Annotated in this window: 8 protein-coding genes and 4 tRNA genes; 7 read left to right on the top strand and 5 right to left on the bottom strand. The window is 42.1% G+C overall.

The window, feature by feature from the left end; genetic code table 11:
- Positions 1-8: 8 nt before the first annotated feature.
- On the top strand, positions 9-1,022 hold the full coding sequence (bioB, locus tag BKL51_RS07170; RefSeq protein ID WP_077466036.1) for a biotin synthase BioB: 1,014 nt from the start codon (positions 9-11) through the stop codon (positions 1,020-1,022).
- A 52-nt stretch (positions 1,023-1,074) separates the two neighbouring features.
- Here bioB and putP read toward each other — a convergent pair whose 3' ends face one another.
- From putP to BKL51_RS07145, 5 genes are all read right to left on the bottom strand, one after another.
- On the bottom strand, positions 1,075-2,565 hold the full coding sequence (gene putP, locus BKL51_RS07165; protein WP_077466035.1) for a sodium/proline symporter PutP: 1,491 nt from the start codon (positions 2,563-2,565) through the stop codon (positions 1,075-1,077).
- Between the two features lie 163 nt (positions 2,566-2,728).
- Positions 2,729-6,181, bottom strand: a complete 3,453-nt coding sequence (gene putA, locus BKL51_RS07160; RefSeq protein WP_077466034.1) for a bifunctional proline dehydrogenase/L-glutamate gamma-semialdehyde dehydrogenase PutA — start codon at positions 6,179-6,181, stop codon at positions 2,729-2,731.
- Positions 6,182-6,360: 179 nt separating this feature from the next.
- Complete coding sequence (gene trxA, locus BKL51_RS07155; RefSeq protein WP_077466033.1) at positions 6,361-6,684, bottom strand: thioredoxin TrxA; 324 nt, start codon at positions 6,682-6,684, stop codon at positions 6,361-6,363.
- A 118-nt stretch (positions 6,685-6,802) separates the two neighbouring features.
- Positions 6,803-7,798 carry a 2-hydroxyacid dehydrogenase gene (locus tag BKL51_RS07150; protein WP_077466032.1) on the bottom strand — a complete coding sequence of 332 codons (996 nt, stop codon included), beginning with the start codon at positions 7,796-7,798 and terminating at the stop codon, positions 6,803-6,805.
- Positions 7,799-7,812: 14 nt separating this feature from the next.
- On the bottom strand, positions 7,813-8,925 hold the full coding sequence (locus tag BKL51_RS07145; RefSeq protein WP_077466031.1) for a methionine biosynthesis PLP-dependent protein: 1,113 nt from the start codon (positions 8,923-8,925) through the stop codon (positions 7,813-7,815).
- A 248-nt stretch (positions 8,926-9,173) separates the two neighbouring features.
- Between BKL51_RS07145 and BKL51_RS07140 the strand changes: the two genes are divergently transcribed.
- From BKL51_RS07140 to BKL51_RS07115, 6 genes are all read left to right on the top strand, one after another.
- Positions 9,174-9,249, top strand: a tRNA-Gly gene (locus tag BKL51_RS07140).
- Positions 9,250-9,255: 6 nt separating this feature from the next.
- Positions 9,256-9,329 (top strand) — tRNA-Cys (locus tag BKL51_RS07135).
- Between the two features lie 21 nt (positions 9,330-9,350).
- Positions 9,351-9,437 (top strand) — tRNA-Leu (locus tag BKL51_RS07130).
- A 52-nt stretch (positions 9,438-9,489) separates the two neighbouring features.
- Positions 9,490-9,565: transfer RNA gene (locus BKL51_RS07125), tRNA-Lys, on the top strand.
- A gap of 605 nt (positions 9,566-10,170) precedes the next feature.
- Entirely contained in the window at positions 10,171-11,877 is a 1,707-nt protein-coding gene (locus tag BKL51_RS07120; RefSeq protein ID WP_143530562.1) for a ShlB/FhaC/HecB family hemolysin secretion/activation protein, read from the top strand.
- A gap of 37 nt (positions 11,878-11,914) precedes the next feature.
- Positions 11,915-19,936, top strand: an 8,022-nt coding sequence (locus tag BKL51_RS07115; protein ID WP_077466029.1) for a hemagglutinin repeat-containing protein, incomplete at its 3' end; no start/stop codon positions are given.

The following is a 19,936-nucleotide window of genomic DNA, read 5'->3' as shown; positions in this document are numbered from 1 at the left end:
AAAAAAGTATGACAACCACACAATCTATTCAATTAACTGAAATTACCCGTCATCCCTCAGTGGAGTATTGGTCTGTTTGTAAAGTAGAAGCATTGTATGAAACGCCTTTTTTGGAGTTGATTTATCGTGCTGCACAAGTGCATCGTGAACATTTCAATCCGCAGGCAATTCAACTTTCGACATTAATGTCAATTAAAACCGGTGGTTGTCCGGAAGATTGCGGCTATTGCCCGCAATCGGCACGTTATCAAACCGGTGTGCAAAATCAGCAATTATTGGATGTGGACGAAGTGATTGCCAAAGCCAAAATTGCCAAATCTCGAGGTGCGGGGCGATTTTGTATGGGGGCGGCGTGGCGCGGTCCAAAACCCAAAGATATGGGTAAAGTAACGCAAATTATTAAGGCGGTGAAAGAACTTGGTTTGGAAACTTGTGGTACGTTCGGATTATTACAAGACGGAATGGCTGAGGAATTGAAAGATGCGGGATTGGATTATTATAACCATAATCTTGATACGGCACCGGAACATTATCATGAGGTTATCGGCACGCGCCGTTTTGATGACCGTTTAAGTACCTTAGGTAAAGTGCGTAAAGCAGGTCTAAAAGTATGTTGTGGCGGTATCGTGGGAATGAATGAGAGCCGTAAAGAGCGTGCTGGTTTAATTGCCAGTCTTGCGAATTTAGAGCCTCAGCCTGAATCAGTTCCCATTAATCAGTTAGTCAAAGTGGAGGGAACCCCCCTTGTTGATGCGGAAGATTTAGACTGGACGGAATTTGTTCGTACAATTGCCGTTGCACGAATTACGATGCCAAAAAGTTATGTGCGCTTATCGGCAGGACGCCAAGGGATGACGGAAGAAATGCAGGCTATGTGTTTTATGGCAGGCGCTAATTCTATTTTCTATGGTGATAAATTACTCGTTACCGGTAATCCTGAAGAAGATGGCGATCAATTACTTATGGCAAAACTCGATCTTGAACCCGAAACAGAAGAAAATCGAAAAATATTTGAACGATAGAGCAAAGGGGATAAAAAGTGCGGTTAATTTTAACTGCACTTTTAGTTTTTAGTTATTTTCTAGATTCAAATTCCGCTAATGCTTCGTCAAATTGTTCGGCAACAAGTGGGTGCACAGGGGCGAACACAGAGGAGCTGAGCGTAATAAATGAACAAACTAAGAAACCGGGGATAATTTCGTAAAGTTGGGATAAATCTTCCCAACCTAAGAATTTCATTAATGGGCTCCAACCGACTACGGTTACTGCCCCTGATAACATTCCCCATAATGCTGCTTTGGAACTAATATTACGGTTGAATAGCGAAAGAATAACTACAGGTCCGAATGCCGCACCAAAGCCTGCCCAAGCATAAGATACCAAGCCCATTACTTTAGAGTTGGGATTTTGAGCGATTACAATGGCAACAACAGAAATGACTAACACCATTACGCGACCAATCCATACTAATTCTTGACTTGATGCATTTTTACGGAAGAATCCTTTATAGAAATCTTCGGTAATTGCAGCGGAACACATTAATAATTGAGCGGATAACGTACTCATGACTGCGGCTAAAATTGCCGATAAAACTACTCCGACAATCCATGGATTAAACATCACTTTTGAAAGTTCAATAAAAATAGATTCTGCGTTTTCGAGCGAGATATTTTGGTGAGTGAAATAAGCCAAACCAAAGTAACCTGCCGATACGGCTCCCCCTAGACAGAGGAACATCCACACAATACCAATAGTACGTGCCTTATTAAGTGCTGACACAGAATCTGCAGCCATAAAGCGAGCTAATATATGTGGTTGTCCAAAATAACCTAAACCCCAAGCAAGAGCGGAAATGACGCCAATTCCTGATACATTATGTAACCAGTTACTATATGGAATATTTGTTGCGGCGGACTTGGTGGCTAACGCTGCGTTGAGTTCTTCCCACCCGATATTCACGAACGCCATTACCGGTGCAAGAATGAGTGCAAAAATCATTAAAGAGGCTTGAATAGTATCACTCCAAGAGACAGCCAAATAACCACCGATAAAGGTATAAGCGATAGTGGCAATTGCACCCAACCAGAGAGCAGTATAATAATCCAATCCAAGTAAACTTTGGAACAATTTTGCGCCTGCGACTACACCAGATGCACAGTAAATAGTGAAGAAAAATAAAATAATGGAGGAAGAAATAATTTTTAACGCTTTTTTCTGGCGCGGGAAGCGTTGGGCGAAAAATTCAGGTAAAGTAAGAGCGTTGTTATACTTTTCAGTGAAAATACGTAAACGACCGGCGACAATTTTATAGTTCAGAAAAGCACCGATAGTCAGCCCGACAGCAATCCATGCTTCGGATAAGCCGGAGAGGTAAATTGCACCCGGCAATCCCATTAAGAGCCAACCGGACATATCGGAAGCTCCGGCGGACATAGCCGTTACAAAGCTTCCCATTTTTCGTCCGCCGAGAATATAATCGTCAAAGTTCCGGGTTGAACGGTAGGCATACAAACCAATGCCTAAAATGACCAATAAATACAAGCCAAATGTGATGTAAATCTGCATAGCTTTACTCCTGTTATTAAGGTACTGTTTTTGTAGGAAATTATTCAGCCATTTAAATAATGATCTATTAGGCTAAATAAATTCCATTTTACAAAAGGCGATATTTTCGCTTGTTAATCATAAAAAGAAAACAAAGATCGCTATTTTTTATAAACTTTTTAAATCAATGTTCTTCTGCTGCCATTAATGATGTATTTCCTCCGGCAGCTGTTGTGTTATAGCTACGAGAGAACTCATCATATAAAGGTAATAAGTCTTGTATTGTACGCCAGTCGAAACATTTAAAAATGGCTTTACTGTTTTCTGCTAACCATAGACGACGTTGTGTATCAAGTGCGGTCAAATACACACCTTTTTGACAGTGTCCGAGTTTGGTACCGACTCGAATACCAGCTAGGTGACTTTGGGCAAGCGAATGACTAGGTTCAACCAAAACAGTAAAACCTGCTGATAATAGTTTTTCTGCCGCAGACTGAGAAGCTGATAAATCGCCATTAAGGATTGCAACCTCGCAAGGTAAATAGGCAAGGCTATTATGTTCGCCGGTAATACTTTCCAATACCGGTTTAGATTGTGGGAGGCTGTTTTCATCACCAAATTGGCTGTAATAGTTTGGTGTACGGGTTAGGCGTTGGAGATAAAATTCTCCGCCTGCTTTAGGCCCCGTACCGGATAAACCGTGCCCTCCGAATGGTTGTACTCCCACGACCGCACCCACGATATTTCGGTTGATGTAAAAATTACCGCAATTGAGGTGTTTTTCCACGAAATTCATTTGTTTACGAATTCGACTGTGGCAACCTCCGGTTAGGGCATAACCTTTTTCATTGACTTTGTCGAGAATATTGACGAGGTCTTCTGTGCGATAGCGAATAATATGAAGAAGAGGGCCAAATACTTCTCTTTGTAGCTGATCGAGATTATCCAACAGATAAACGGACGGAGCGATAAAATACCCGCCTTCCGGCACAGCCAGCTCAGTATAAGCAACTGCCACTTTACGCATATTGGCTTGATGATTGAGCAAGTTTTGTTTTGCTTCTTCGTCAATAACAGGGCCAATATCGGTTTCAAGTAAACGCGGATCTCCGAGGCTTAACTCTTTCATTGCTTCGCTAATCATTCGATAGTATTGATCGGCGATTTCTTCTTGTAATAACAGAATACGAAGGGCTGAGCAGCGTTGACCGGCCGAATCAAAAGCGGAGCTTAATACATCTGCAACCACTTGTTCCGGTAAGGCAGAGCTATCGACGACCAGTACGTTTTGTCCGCCTGTTTCCGCAATCAAAATGGGATCATTATCTGCAACAGCTAAACGTTTTTCGATAAGTTTTGCCACTTCTGTTGAACCGGTGAATACGACGCCGTCAAACGGTTGTCGGACGAGTGCCGCCCCGAGCTCTCCTGCCCCTAATACTAATTGTAAGGCTTCTAGCGGAATACCGGCTTGGTGAAGTAATTTTACCGCAGCATAAGCAATGAGTGAGGTTTGTTCCGCAGGTTTGGCAATAATCGCATTACCGGCAGCGAGAGAGGCGGCAATTTGACCGGTAAAGATTGCTAATGGGAAGTTCCAAGGGGAAATACAAAGTACTTTGCCACGGGCCTCACCAAGTTTATTGATAGTAGCTAGACTTTCAAGTTGATTTGCATAATAGCGGAGAAAATCAACCGCTTCACGGAGTTCCGCAATAGCATTCGGTAACGTTTTACCTGCTTCAATCATCGCTAATTTCATCAATAAACCGTGATTTTCTTCATAGAGATCGGCAGCCTTGCGTAAAATATTGGCTTTTTCGACCGCACTTTTCATATTCCAGTTTTGGTTATTAGCGGCTGAAAATACTGCTTGCGCTTGATCGATTTCTAAGAAACGTATTTCACCGACAGTTTCTGTTAGTTTTGCAGGATTTTTCACATACTGTGCGGCTTGTTGGTTTGGGGCTGTTAGTAGGGTAAGAGATTCCGCATTTTCAATTTGAGCGTTATTCAAGGCTTGTTCAAGTTTTTCCAATACCAGCTCGTTGGTTAAATCAAAGCCGGCGGAATTAAGACGATCGTGAAATAATTCAAGGGGTTTACGTACCAGTTTATTGGGTTCGCCATTGGATTTACTATACAGTTTCCACGGCGGTGTAACTAACTGAGAAACAGGAATACTCTCGTCCACTAATTGATGAACAAAGGAAGAATTTGCACCATTTTCAAGCAAACGACGAACGAGGTAAGCAAGCAAGGTTTCATGAGTACCTACCGGAGTATAAACACGTACTTGTTGGTTGAAGTTTTCATTACCTACGATATTGTCATAAAGGTTTTCCCCCATACCGTACAAGCATTGAAACTCAAATTTTTTTCCTTGTCCGAGTTCATAAATGGTACACATTGTCAGAATATTGTGGGTAGCGAATTGTGGGTAGATAACATCCTGTGCCTCCAACAATTTTTTGGCGCAAGCAACATAGGCAATATCGGTATGGTTTTTACGGGTGAAAAGTGGGAAATCATTTAAACCGTCGGTTTGCGCCCATTTGATTTCACTGTCCCAGTAAGCGCCTTTTACTAGGCGGATCATCAAATAATGTTGTTTTTCCCGGGCAAGATTGATCAAATAATCTAAGACATAAGGACAGCGTTTAGAGTAGCTTTGTACAACAAAACCAATCCCCTTATAATCTTTGAGTTCCGGTTCATCAAGTAATTTTTCGACTAAATCAAGAGAGAGTTCAAGGCGATTTGCTTCTTCCGCATCAATATTTACACTAATGTTATATTTTTGTGCCAGTAAGAAGAGTTGTTTTACACGAGGATAAAGTTCATTCATTGTGCGAGCATATTTTGCTCGATTGTATTTCGGGTGAATGGCGGAAAGTTTCACAGAGATACTATTACCGTTGTAAATATTTCGATCAACGGCATTTTTACCGACTTCTTCAATGGCATGTAAATAATCATTGAAGTAACGATCCGCATCGATCGCGGTCATTGCCGCTTCACCCAGCATATCGAATGAGAAAGTAAATCCTTTTTTGTAACGGGGTTGGATGTGTTTAAGCGCTTCATGTATATTTATGCCTGCGACAAATTGTTTCCCTATAATTTGCATAGATTTCACCATGATTTGACGCATGATAGGTGCTGCGAAACGGGAAAAGATATTTTTTAAATTATCGGTGAGTTGAGCCTCTGTAAGATTTTCACTGATTTTTCTACCGAACATCAAACCATAACTGGCGGCATTAATGAAAAAAGATTTTGAGTTGCCCAGATGAGATCGCCAATTACCGTCTTGCAGTTTTTCGTAGATAAGATCATCACGGGTTTTGTCATCGGGAATACGCAATAAGGCTTCGGCCAAACACATCAATGCAACACCTTCTTCAGAACTTAAAGAAAACTCTTCCATCAAGGCGTCCGCACCATATTGTTTTTGTTTAATATGACGTAGTTTATTAATGAGTTTGGTTGCATGATCCGTGATACGTTTTTCTTGTTGTTCGGTAAAATCAAGCGTTGTCATTAGTTGATCAACTGCTATTTTTTCATCAAGACGATAATTTTTAGTAATGATTCGGCGTTTGGGAGAATAAGTTCTAGAAAGTGAAATAGACATTTGATAATCCTTTGTTTCTATTGTGTTGCAAGATTATTTTTTGAAAGTAAATCTATTTAAATAAAATGTAAATAAGAGCTTTTGAGATTTGTGAGTAATATCACAGAAAAAACGTGTAGTTAGAGAGGAATATAAAAAAATCCTCTTATTTATAAGTTTAATAAGAGGATTTGGAGTGATTAAAGATGTTGATTAATGAAGTTAGCTAACTGACCTTTTGGTAACGCGCCTACCTGTGTTGCAACCACTTCACCGTTTTTCATTAAAAGTAAAGTCGGAATGCTGCGTACACCGAATTGACCGGCAACCAGCTGGTTTTCATCAACATTGATTTTTACAATTTTTACTTTGTCTGCAAACTCCGGTGCAAGTTCGTCTAATACCGGTGCAATCATTTTACAAGGGCCGCACCATGGCGCCCAAAAGTCAACTAAAACCGGAACATCCGAACGTAATACATCCGCTTCAAATGTTGCATCTGTTGTGTGTAATACTTGGCTCATTTTTATTTCCTTTGTCTGTGAATGATGCCCTTATGTAAGGGCATTTTGCGAAATTACAAGTGCGGTCAGAATAGCACGAGTTATTTAAAAATACACTTATTAATTTAATTACTAAAAGCTAAGAGGGGTAAACTAAGTTTTCACAAGGTTTGCCTGATTTTAGTTTATATACATTGTCAAGTGTGACATCAGCAATACTGGTTAATGCTTCTTCCGTTAAGAAAGCTTGATGACCGGTAAGTAGCACATTATGACAAGAAGAAAGGCGGCGGAACACATCATCTTGAATGACTTCGTTAGATTTATCTTCAAAAAATAGATCGCGTTCATTTTCATATACATCCATACCTAAGGCACCAATTTTGCGTTGCTTTAGCGCATCAATTGCCGCCAATGTATCAATGAGAGAACCGCGGCTTGTATTTATGATCATGACTCCATCCTTCATCTTTGCAAAAGCTTCACGATTGAGTAAATGGTAATTTTCCAGCGTAGCGGGACAATGTAAAGTAATTACATGAGATTTTGCATAAAGCTCGTCAAGTTCGACATATTTTGCACCGAGTTCCTCAGCTACAGGGTTTTTAAAAGGATCATAAGCAAGAATATGCATACCAAAACCTTTTAAGATTCGAATAACGGCAATCCCGATTTTACCCGTACCGATGATTCCTACTGTTCGTCCGTACATATTAAATCCAATAAGTCCTTCTAAAGAAAAATTGGCTTCACGGGTACGTTGATAAGCACGATGAATCCGTCGATTAAGTGTCATCATGAGACCGACGGTATGTTCAGCCACGGCTTCGGGAGAATAAGCCGGTACCCGAACTACTTGAAGTCCAAGGTCCTGTGCGGCCTTCAAATCCACATTATTGAAACCGGCACAACGCAGAGCGATGACTTTTACGCCAAGTGCGGTCAATTTTTCCAGTACTTTTCGGCTTCCGTCATCATTGACAAAAATACAAACCACTTCGCAATGTTCCGCCAGACGGGCTGTGCTTTCATTCAACATGAAGTCGAAAAATTCAAGACCAAAACCATATTTTGCATTAATTAATTCAAAGTATTTACGGTCATAATTCTTTGTACTGTAAACTGCAATTTTCATCTTACCTCCAAGGATTATTTCAGGTGAGAAAAGGCCTGAAGTAAATCTGCTTTGATATCTTCTATATTTTCAATACCTACTGAAAAACGCAATAAGGTATTGGTGATACCACGAGCAATACGTTCTGTTTCCGGAATATCCATATGGGTTTGGGTTGCCGGATAAGTAATAAAACTTTCTGTTCCGCCAAGACTTTCCGCAAAAGTGATGAGCTTGATAGATTTTAAGAACGTGTTGATCCAGTTTTCATTTTTCAAACGAAAAGAAAGCATTCCCCCTTTATTTGGATAAAGAACCGATTCAACATGTGGTTGGGATTTTAAAAATTCAGCGATCGCCTGAGCATTTTCTTGATGACGTTTCATGCGTAGAGAGAGGGTTTTCATTCCACGAATTGTTAACCACGAATCAAAAGGAGAAAGTACTGCACCGGCGCCATTTTGAATATAAGCGATACGCTCACAAAGCTCTTGACCTTTTGCCACAATTAAACCGACAAGGACATCATTATGACCTGCAATGTATTTCGTACCGCTATGAATAACAATATCTGCCCCTAAATCTAATGGGCGGGAAAGCACGGGGGTTAAGAACGTATTATCGACGATTAACATTAATTGATGTTTTTTAGCAAGTTTTGCGATTTCCGCTACATTGCATTCTTCCATTAATGGATTGGATGGTGTCTCAATAAAAATTGCTTTGGTATTGGATGTAATAGCAGCTTCAATTTCTGCGGTAGAAGCTGTATTAACGTAAACCGGTTTGACACTATTATTCTTTTTGTAAGAAAAATCTAAAAGGCGATAAGTTCCGCCATAGACATCGTTTGAAACAATCCACTCATCCGGTGCGGTAAAAAGGGTCATTAATACTTGGATTGCCGCCATACCGGATGAAAATGCAAAGCCCTGCTCTCCGTTTTCTAATTGGGCGATAGTCTCTTCTAATACGGCACGAGTCGGGTTTTTTGTACGTGTATAATCAAACCCCGTGCTTTCACCAATGCCACGATGCCCGTACGCAGTAGAAAGAAAAATTGGAGTAGAAACCGCACCGGTGCGTTCATCGCTACGATTACCTACTTGGGCGAGTAAGGTATCAATAGAGTATTGTTGTGTTGTCATAATATCCTCGAAAATAATTTGAAAAAAGCGACCGCACTTTTTTATTAAAAAACAATGAAAACATTTTGGCATAAAGCCTAAAGTGATAAAAGAAGAAATTAAGGGATGGCAGTAAATTTCATTTTTTCATCATTTATTGTAAATAATTTAAACGAAATGAAGTTTTTTTAGACGGTTAAGATTTTTTTTAAGATCTATGATTGACAGCGTTTAAAATTTCCGTAAAATGCGCACCACTAACAGCGAATGCGGGAATAGCTCAGTTGGTAGAGCACGACCTTGCCAAGGTCGGGGTCGCGAGTTCGAGCCTCGTTTCCCGCTCCAATTACTGGCGTGTTAGCAAAGCGGTTATGCACTGGATTGCAAATCCATGTAGCTCGGTTCGACTCCGGGACACGCCTCCATAATACGCTATAAGTTAGTTTGCCCGAGTGGTGGAATCGGTAGACACAAGGGATTTAAAATCCCTCGCCTTTCGAGGCGTGCCAGTTCAAGTCTGGCTTCGGGCACCATCTAATAGCTGCTAACTATTCGCTGAAAAACCTCTTTAATATCCTATTCTTAGGGTCGTTAGCTCAGTCGGTAGAGCAGCGGACTTTTAATCCGTTGGTCGAAGGTTCGAATCCTTCACGACCCACCAACTATTTATTTCTAAATTCAATTGTAAAATCCTAGTATTTCTGTCATTGATAGTTATGTACTAAAGGCGGCTCTACTAAAAGTACAAATACTGCGAATAGTAGTGCGTTTTACACTTATCATTAACAGTTCTTAGCGAAAGAATTACTTTTAGGGCACCGCGTTGAAGAATGCTCTCGTTCAGGTAACTCTCCAATACGTTTTTAATTGTAGATTGCGCATATACTTTATCCTGTTCCAAAGGAATTCCTTTTTCCTGCTTCTAATTCAGCACGACTTTCGAGTTAATTTTGTGAGCTAAAAACTACTCATATCCAGTCTCTTTAAATATCATATTTTTCTCCAGTAATGTAATAAAAGTAGCTTTTTCCAAAGAGAAAGGTCTTATCTGGAAAGGCCAAAAGGCTTATATGTATTTAGATATTTTTTACAGTACAAAGAAGGCTAAGGGACATGAGGATATTGCTGTACGAGTTTAATTTATTTTGTATGAATATTAACAAAGATTATAGTGTATTTTATAATCAAGCGCATAAATTCAATCATTTAGTTTAAAGTATGAAAACAGTATTTAATAAACTCTATACCATTACATTATTTTCGACCATGCCATTATTTGCTTTTGCTAATAAACCGGAAAATTTTTCCCGTTTAAACCAAATGGATGCACTTCAGCAGCAACGTCAACAACAAAATCAACAGGCACAAGAGAAAATCCTGCAATCTAAGCCTGATGTTCGTTTAGAGACGACAGATCACAAAAGCTTAACCTTATCTGACAAAGAAACGCCTTGTTACCCTATTCATCATATCACGTTGGTTGATTATTCAGCCAAACACTCCTCTTCTGAAAGCCAATTCCAATGGGCATTAAATCAAGCTTACAACGATTTAACACTTACTCTACCGCATTGTTTTGGCGGAGAAGGAATAGGGATTTTGATGAAACAAATTCAAAATCGAATTATTGAAAAAGGATACGTGACCACACGTGTTGTGATACAAGAGCAAGATCTGAAAAGTGGTTCCTTAGTGTTAACGGTTATTCCCGGCAAAGTAGGGAATACCATCGTTGAGGATAGAGGCAATGTTCCACGTTTTAGCCATTTACATGCTTTAACAGGATTCACCTTTTCAAAAGGTGATCTTTTGAATATAAGAGATATAGAACAGTCGCTTGAAAATCTTAAACGTGCGCCAACAGTAGAGGCGAATATTGAGTTATTGCCAAGTGAGAACGAGGTAGGTGTTAGTGACATTAAAATTAGTTATCAACAAGCATTGCCTTTCCGAGTGAATTTAAGTTTGGATGATTCGGGTTCGAAGTCAACGGGGCAATATCAAGCAAGCGGAACCTTATCTCTTGATAATATGTTTTCTGCTAACGATCTTTTTTATACTTCTTTTACACACAGTTTAAAAACTCACAATGATGAAAAAGGTAACCGTGCCAGTAAAAATTTAACCTTTTATTATTCCATCCCTTTCGGCTATTGGACGTTATCGGCTTCACAAACCTACAATCGTTATCGTCAAGAAGTTTTTGGCGCTTTCAATAATAACTATCTCTATTCGGGAAAAAGTAATACTACAAAGGCTACGCTATCTTATTTAGTTTATCGAGATAGTAAACGTAAAACATCCGCTTTCGGCGGTTTTTGGTCTCGTCAGTCTAGTAACTATGTGGACGGTTCAGAGATCGGAGTGCAAAAGCGTCGTATGGCGGGCTGGGAGGCCGGATTTTCTCATAAAGAATATATTGGTGATGCCGCTCTTGAATTATCCGGTAGTTATAAACGGGGAACCGGCGCAAGAGGGGCATTATCGGCTCCGGAAGAACTTTGGGGAGAAGGAACTTCTCGCCCGGAAATTATTTTTGCCTCCATTAATTTTACTCAACCGTTTATGTTGGGTAAACAATACTGGCAATATCAAACCGCTTGGAGTGCTCAATGGAATAAAACCCCTTTAATTGCTCAAGATCGCTTTAGTATCGGCGGGCGTTATACCGTAAGAGGTTTTGACGGTGAACTTACGCTTGCTGGTGAGCGAGGCTGGTTATGGCGTAATGAATTAGCTTGGAATGTGAATGGTAAGGGGCAGCAACTTTATTTTGCTCTTGACGGAGGACGCGTTATGGGATGGGCAACCCAATCTCAGTTAGGTCATCATCTTATTGGGAGTGCGATAGGGTTAAAAGGGGGATGGCGAGGTTTTTATTATGATGTTTTTGTCGGAAAACCAATAAGTAAACCAACAGGTTTTAAAACATCAAATACCGTTGCCGGTTTTAGCGTAGGTTATAGTTTCTAATTAAACGTATTATTAAAAAAGTTAAAGGATAATTAAAATGAATAAAAATTGTTTCCGTGTCATTTTTAGTAAAACTTTACAGTGTTTGGTCGTTACCTCGGAATTAGCAAAAACAGAAGGAAAATCAACCGAGCGGGCAGCATCCGGTTTTCCTCAATTGTTTGCGAAAATTCAACCGCTTACTTTCGGTCTTTTCTGTGCGCTAGGATTTGTTTCGTTTTCTAGCACGGTATCCGCTAATTTGATTATCCAAGCAGATAAATCCGCACCTAAAACTCAACAACCAATCGTGCTGCAAACGGCAAACGGTTTACCACAGGTAAATATTCAAACGCCTAATGAGCAAGGGTTATCTCATAATAAATACAGTAAATTTGATGTTGATACCAAGGGCGCAATATTAAACAACAGTCGAACTAATGTTCAAACACAGCAAGGTGGATGGGTACAAGGCAACCCTTATCTTGCCAGAGGCGAGGCGAAAGTTATTTTAAATGAAGTAAATTCATCCGATCCCTCTGTACTTAAAGGTTATGTTGAAGTAGCAGGTAAAAAAGCTGATGTAATTATCGCGAACCCGTCAGGTATTCATTGTGAAGGTTGTGGGGTCATTAATTCGGATCGTACTACGTTCACGACAGGTAAGCCTCAAATCCAACATGGTAATCTTGAAAGTTTTGTTGTGGAAAAAGGCAAAGTCAGTGTATCCGGTAAGGGCTTAGATAACAGTCGTGTGGATTATACGGAGATTATTGCTCGAGAAGCACAAATTAATGCGGGCGTTTGGTCGAAAAAAGAAATGCGGGTTGTTATCGGTAAAAATACGGTTAAGCGTACGGGTAAAGCGGGAGATTTACAAATTATTCATACAAATCAAGCGACAGCTCAAGAATCTAAGCCGCAAGTTGCTATTGATGTGGGGCAATTGGGAGGAATGTATGCAGGAAAGATCCATTTAATTGGTACTGAACAAGGTGTTGGTGTACACAATGCAGGGCACATTGGTGCGAATGCCGAAACGCTTAAGATTGACAGCCAAGGTCGAATTGTAAATAGCGGTACGTTAAATGCGAATAAAGAGGTTCGGCTCACCGGTACAAACGGTATTGAAAACACAGGTAAGATTGAAAACCGCCAACAGGATATTCGCCTTTCAAGCGGCGCCGACATTAAACAGGACGGCGCCGTTATCGCACGTAGCGGAAACGTACAAAAACAGGCAAAACGCACCATTCGACAACAAGGCGAAACGGTAGCGAAAGGTTCAATTCGCTATGAGGCAGCAACGGTAAATACGGCGCAATCCGCACTGATTGCCGCCGGTATGCAAACTCACACGCAGGAAGAAAATGAAAGCCGAACCCTTGAAACTTCATCGGCACAAGGCAAAACTATTCAAATTCAAGCTAGCGGTAATGCGACCTTACAAGGTAAGCACTTCGCGTCTGGGCAATTAAATATTAATGCCACAGAAGTCAATTTAGACCACAGCCGGAATCAAGCCTATGACATTCACGTTCAAGCACGGCAGGGCGATATTCAGGCAAATGAAGCATGGTTGACGGCGCAACAAAATCTTGTTTTAGATACACCGACAACGCTTTCTACGTCGAATAGTCATTTGACGGCAAATAAAATTCGGACAAAACAGACCGCACTTACCAATACTAATGGCGTTTGGGTGCAAACCGGTACTGAGGATTTTAAACTGTCCGCTCAATCTATTAATAATTCGGGCGGAACATTTTCAACACAAGGACATTTCTTTATTGATACAAAACGGGTTGATAATACAAAAGGTAAATTAATTGCCGGGGGAAAACTGGAAGTTGATACCCATCAGGGGCAATTTCTTTCTTCATCGGGATTATTATTTGCCAACCAAACCCTTTCTCTTTATACCGGGCAATTAGATAACCAACAAGGTAGAATTCAAGGCGAGCAAGGTGTCCGTATTGAAACACACAATCATTTATTCAACAACCAAGCAGGTAAATTATTCACACGCGGTGATTTAACCCTTAACAGTGCGGCATTATCTAATGCTCAGGGGAATATTCAAGCCGACGGACAGCTCAATATTGAAACTGCCGGAAGTCAGCTCGATAATGATAAAGGCATTATATCAAGCGGTACGGCGTTAACGTTGAACAGCGGTAATCTGACCAATCATCAAGGCATCATTCGTGCACAACAGGCAACCATTCAAGCCGCTTCGCTAACTCAAAGCGAAGGCGTAATCAAAGCTGATAACGCTCTGACAGTATTGACGGAAAAAGATTTAACCAGCCAAGAGAAGAGTTTAATTGAGGGCGGTAAGGTTGATTTAACGATAGGCGGTTCGTTTATCAATAACAAACAAAGTGATGTGGTGGCTAATACACTAATTAATATCACTGCTGCCGAACTGGATAACCAACAAGGGCAAATCGTCAGTCGCGGAGATTTGATGATGAAAATGCACCGTGGCGGAATTCGTAACGAACAGGGAAAAATCAGTGTAGGGGGGAATACCTCTGTCTCTGCTCAAGACTTCATTAATACGCAAGGATTGGTTCAAAGCCAAGGTGCGATTCATTTGGCGCTACAAGGCAATCTTGATAATCGTCAAACCCATCCGGCATCTGCTACGCCGTTCGGCATTATTAGCTTGGATAATTTATCCGTTCGGGCTGAACAATTAGATAACCGATTGGGATATATTGCGGCAGGTGGAAATCAGATTCTGAATATTCGCGGGTTGGATAATCGACAAGGCGTAGTAACCGCTAAAGCCACCCAACAAATTCAAGCGGCAACAACCATCGATAATAGTCAAGGGCGACTAAGCGGCGCTGATAGTCGGCTGAGTGCGACGGAAACGATCAATCGCGAAGGGCGAATTTTAGCGACCGATCAGCTTCATTTAACAACGACGCAAGGTATTGATAATCAGCAGGGCGATATAAAAGCGAGTAACGCCGTTACGCTATTTGCCGACCGTCTTGATAATCAAAACGGCACGATTGCGGCGACACAAGGCACGGCAACGATTAAGATTACGCAGGCATTACAAAATCTTAACGGTACGATCAACACAAAAACATCTCTCAATTTGACCGCACTTGGGGTGAATAATGCTCAAGGTCGAATCACGACGGAGCAAGGTGCGATTCAACTTAATGCACGGGGAGAGGCATTTGATAACCGTAACGGCAAATTGCTCAGTGGCGGTTTGCTTGCATTATCCGCCGGAGATATTGATAACCGAGCCGGATTTATTCAGGCGGTAGGCGATGCGGATATCACCGCGCCCGGTTTGAATAACTCTCGTGTCGGTGCATTGGGTTCGGCAGTCATTTCTCATCAACATTTGCACCTCAACGTGCCTAATATTGATAATCAAGCCACGAAAGCGCAACAAGATAATCCGACACAGGGTATTATTGCCCGAGAGTTGACAGTAAGCGGTCATCAGCTCAATAACCAAGACGGCGGCATTTATAGCCTAAGCCGGGCGGATTTTCGTCTTGATTCGCAATTAAACAATCATCAAGGCGAAATACTGAGCTGGGGCGATTTGCATATTAGCGGCTCGCCGAATAGTTTGGATGTCAATAATACGCAAGGCATTTTACAGGCAAATAATCAATTGAATTTAACCGCTCGTGCTTTTAGCGAGGACGGACATATTGAAGCCGGACATATTGATATTAATGTTCAATCGGATGTGCATACCAAACGAGATATCAATGCTTATCACAGTTTGAAATTAACGACTGCCGGGCAGTTAGTGAATCAACACCACTTATCGGCGAATGATCGCCTGCAACTTCAAGCTAACAAAATAACCAATCATCAAAGCGGAAGAATCAGTGCGGCACAAACCCAAGTGGTTTCCGCTTCAACATTACATAACGAAGGCTTGATTAATAGCTTTAATGAAACGGAAAACGCCACTACGCTGATTCGAGCTAAACAAATCGACAATATTGGCACAGGGCGGATTTACGGCGATTATGTTGCGTTACAAGCGGATAGCCTATTAAACAAAGATCAACGAGGTAACGACGGTAAGGTTTATGCAGCAACGATTGCAGCGAGGAAGCAATTAGACATAGGGGCGCAACATATTACCAACTTAACCGAAAATTATGAGGCGAGCAGAAAAAGCGGCGCGCTCATTTATAGTGAAGGCGGTATCTTCTTTGGTAATCGTTTGGACGAGAATCACTATGCCGTCGGTCAAGCCTTGAGTTTGAAAAACTTCAGTAGCATTATTGAGGCGGGAAAAGGGATTGGATTAAATATCAAAGATGTGGCTAACACTAATATCCATTACCAATCTGCTATTCAAGAAACCTCAAATGTTTCGGTATCCAAATCCTATATTTTGCCGGATTATTTAGCAACAGGCAGCGCACCTTACAATAACGGTAAATTACCTTATATTGATACCAAAGGCTTAAGACGCGTTAATTTCAGTCGGGCGTGGAAATATGTGCGAAGCTACGATCCAAGCCGTTTGCAAGTCATTACCGACAGTAGTCAATTAACCAAAGACCAATTGCTTGCCATACCGAATACGGCGGACTGTGTCAAAGGCGAGTGTCGGGTTATGCCGGAAAGCGTTTACGGCAAGGATAATCCGGTTTGGCAATATTTTAATTTAACTGCGCCGGCGGAAGATATGCCGACGATTACGCCGGCAATGGCAGAAGCGATGAATCGTCAAAAACAAGAGGGCGTGAGTAGATTGACGCCGTCGAATTTAAGCGAAGAAGAAATCAATGCGTTAGACGAGCAGCAAGATGCACAAACGGATTATGCGCCGGTTGTGCCGGCAAAACCGGTTGAGCCGAAAAAAGAGAATTATCCAGGTTTCTTCGCATATAGACAGGCAAAAAGCAAATATAAGCGAGATTTAGTTGCTTATAATAAAGCTGTGCAAGATAAAGCGGATTATGAAACCTTATTGCCGTTAATCGCTTGGACGGCAAAATACGGCGATAATTTAAAAGCACTCGGCGATGCGATAGATAAACATAACAAGCCGTTATTGGGCGAGGAGTTTTACCGTTTTTGGGAGCTTTTTGTCAACCGTGAACGCGTGGAAGAAAACATTACTACCGCCTCATTACCGGCACAAATTTTAGCCGGAGAAAATATTACCTACCAAAGCGACCGTTTTCTCAATGATAAAAGCTGGGTCATTAGCGGGGCGGACATTCGCAATGCGGGAAGCGGTACGTTAAAAAATTTAGATGATGAAGACGCCATTACACGCAATATAGAAGAAGGACGGCGAGATTACACCTATACTAAATGGCGCGGAGGTTTTCGTCGTTATCATCAGCGCAAACATACCCAAGGCGGTGCATTGAAACGGGTTGATGAACAACACAAAGATATGGGCATTTTTGTTCAGCTTGAAAACACACAGCCGGCGACTTATCAACACTATCAAAATGGTAAATCCCGTAATGAGATTGCTGAGGTACAAAACGGTGTCAATAGTACGGATATTGGCAAACTGAATGTCTCATCATTGACCAATGTCGAGCGTGATCAGAATGAAGTCAACTTTGACAATAACACGAACCAAACCAAACTGTCGGTCACCGAATTAGCCTTGGAGCGGATTCCGACTATTGATAAGGATAAAGGGATTGAAGTACGTAGTATTCCGGTTGATACCCGCCTGCCAACACAAAGCCTATACCGCATAAACCCGAATGCGGACAGCCACGTGCTTATCGAAACCGACCCGAATTTTGCCCAATACAAAAAATGGCTGAGTTCGGATTATATGTATAAAGCGCTGCGTCACGACCACGAAAATGTACATAAACGCTTAGGCGACGGTTACTATGAGCAACGTTTGGTTCGAGAGCAAATCAATTTACTGACAGGCAGACAATATTTAGGCGGCTATCAAGATTTTGAAAGCCAATATAAAGGTTTAATGGATGCGGGTATTACCTTTGCGAAATCTTTTCATCTTACGCCGGGCGTGAAATTATCCGCCGCCCAAGTCGCGGCATTGACGACAGACATTGTGTGGCTGGAAAAAGAGCGTGTCAGACTGGATGACGGCAGTCAAGCGGAGGTGTTGGTACCGAAAGTGTATGCCGTGGTTAAAAAAGGGGATGTCGCCGGCAACGGCACCTTACTGTCTGCTCATGATATTCAACTTAAAACCCAAGAGCTGGTCAATCAAGGCACGGTTGCCGGACGGCGGTTAGTGATGTTAGACAGCCAATCAGTTCATAATAGCGGCAACATTTCAGGCGGAACGGTTGCAGCGCAAGTGTCGGGCGATATGCACAATATTGGAGGCGTGTTTGAGGCAGATGAAGCATTATTATTAAACGTCAAAGGTGATTTAGCGCATCAAAGCACGAGCAAAACCACTGAAGTCAATCTTAACGACTATCAACGTAGCCAAACCCATCTTGACCGCCAAGCGTTGTTACACGTTAAAGGCGAAAACGGCACACTTGCCGTGAGTGCCAATCGAATTAACCTATTAGGGGCAGCGATAATCAACGAAGGTAAAGGTGAGACCCAAGTGAGTGCTAAAACTGACCTCAATTTGACCGCACTTTCGGTCGGTTTTGATGAAAAAATGGGTAGTGGCAACCATTATCGTAACGAACGCAAAGACGATGTAGAAATCAGCCGAATTAAAGGGGGCGGTAATGTCCACTTAGCGGCAAACAATATTTACTCGCAAGGAGCATTACTTGAATCGGCACAAAGGCTGACGGCATTGGCACAAAATGAGTTAGTGTTAGACAGTGTGGCAAAAGCCTATGAGCTTGAGGAATATCACCATATCAAGAGCGGGTCAGGCATTTCAAAATCAAGTAAAACCCGTTTTGCGGCGGCAAAAGGCGAACAGCAACAAGGCAGTGAGCTTAAAGGTGAAAGTATCACATTAGTAGCCGGTCAAGATGTGCGTGCACAAGGGGCAACCTTGCAGGCGCAATCGGATATGGTGTTATCGGCGGACAATAATTTGACCTTAGGTGTGGCGGAAAACAGCCATTTTGCGACCCAGTGGGAGAAACGTAAAAAATCCGGTTTTGGCGCGAGTTTCTCAGGCGGCGTGGCGGCATTGGGCTATCAACGCAGCAAAGAAAACCGTCAAGGGCAATATGACAGCGCGACGGTAAATAGTACGGTGTTAGTTTCGCAATCGGGCAATATCGAACTGTATGCCAAACAGACCTTAAAAGGCGAAGGCGTATTGGCTGATGCGGGAAAAGATATTTTAGTGCAAGGCGGCAATGTGACGTTAGAGGCGGCGTATAACCGCCTATACAGCCAACATCAATCGTCGCGTAAGACAAGCGGAGTGGGTGTAAGTGCGGTGTATAACCCGGTTAAAGTGGCGAAAGCCAATTATGGCGAACAGGCGGGACAGGGTTCGGCAAGCGGGATTGTGGGTAAAATCATCACCACAGCGGAAGCGGTGGATAAAACCGGGCGCCAATTAACCAGCCCGTTTAGCCCTTATATAAAACATCAACAGGAAACCGCCAACAGTCAAACGACAAGCCAGCAAGCGGTAGTGAGTGAATTGAGTGCAGGCGGCAACTTAACGATTACGGCTGGAGCAGGCAACATTACCACACAGGGAGCCTTGTTATCGGCAAAAGGAGAGGGGGCGTTATGGGCAAAAGAGAACATCGACTTAAATGTGGCGGTCAATCGAGAAAGCCAAGACAATCGTAAACGAAATTGGGGTGTTGGACTGGATTTATCGAAATCGGCAACATCCATGACGACCTCTTATAGCGGAGAAGGTTTAGGCGAAGGGGAACGTTATCAAGAACAGTCGAGTACGCTTTCCTTTGGCGGAAACGGTAGTGTAACGGCACAACAAGGCGATATTCGTTTAGCCGGCACACAATTTGTGAGTGAGGGAGACAGCACTCTTACGGCGGGGAAAGACATTCATTTAACCACCGCCCAATCACGTTTCGGACAAAGCGAACATAACCGTTTCCAAGGTATTGGTGAGGCGGTCATCTCGGAGACGGAGCGTTTTGCGGGTTATAACCGTAAACTGAAT

It is taken from the genome of Rodentibacter sp. Ppn85 (assembly GCF_001999335.1).
Lineage (GTDB): Bacteria > Pseudomonadota > Gammaproteobacteria > Enterobacterales > Pasteurellaceae > Rodentibacter.
The sequence above is the reverse complement of the archived record's forward strand: the minus strand, read 5'-3'. Positions and strand labels throughout refer to the sequence as shown.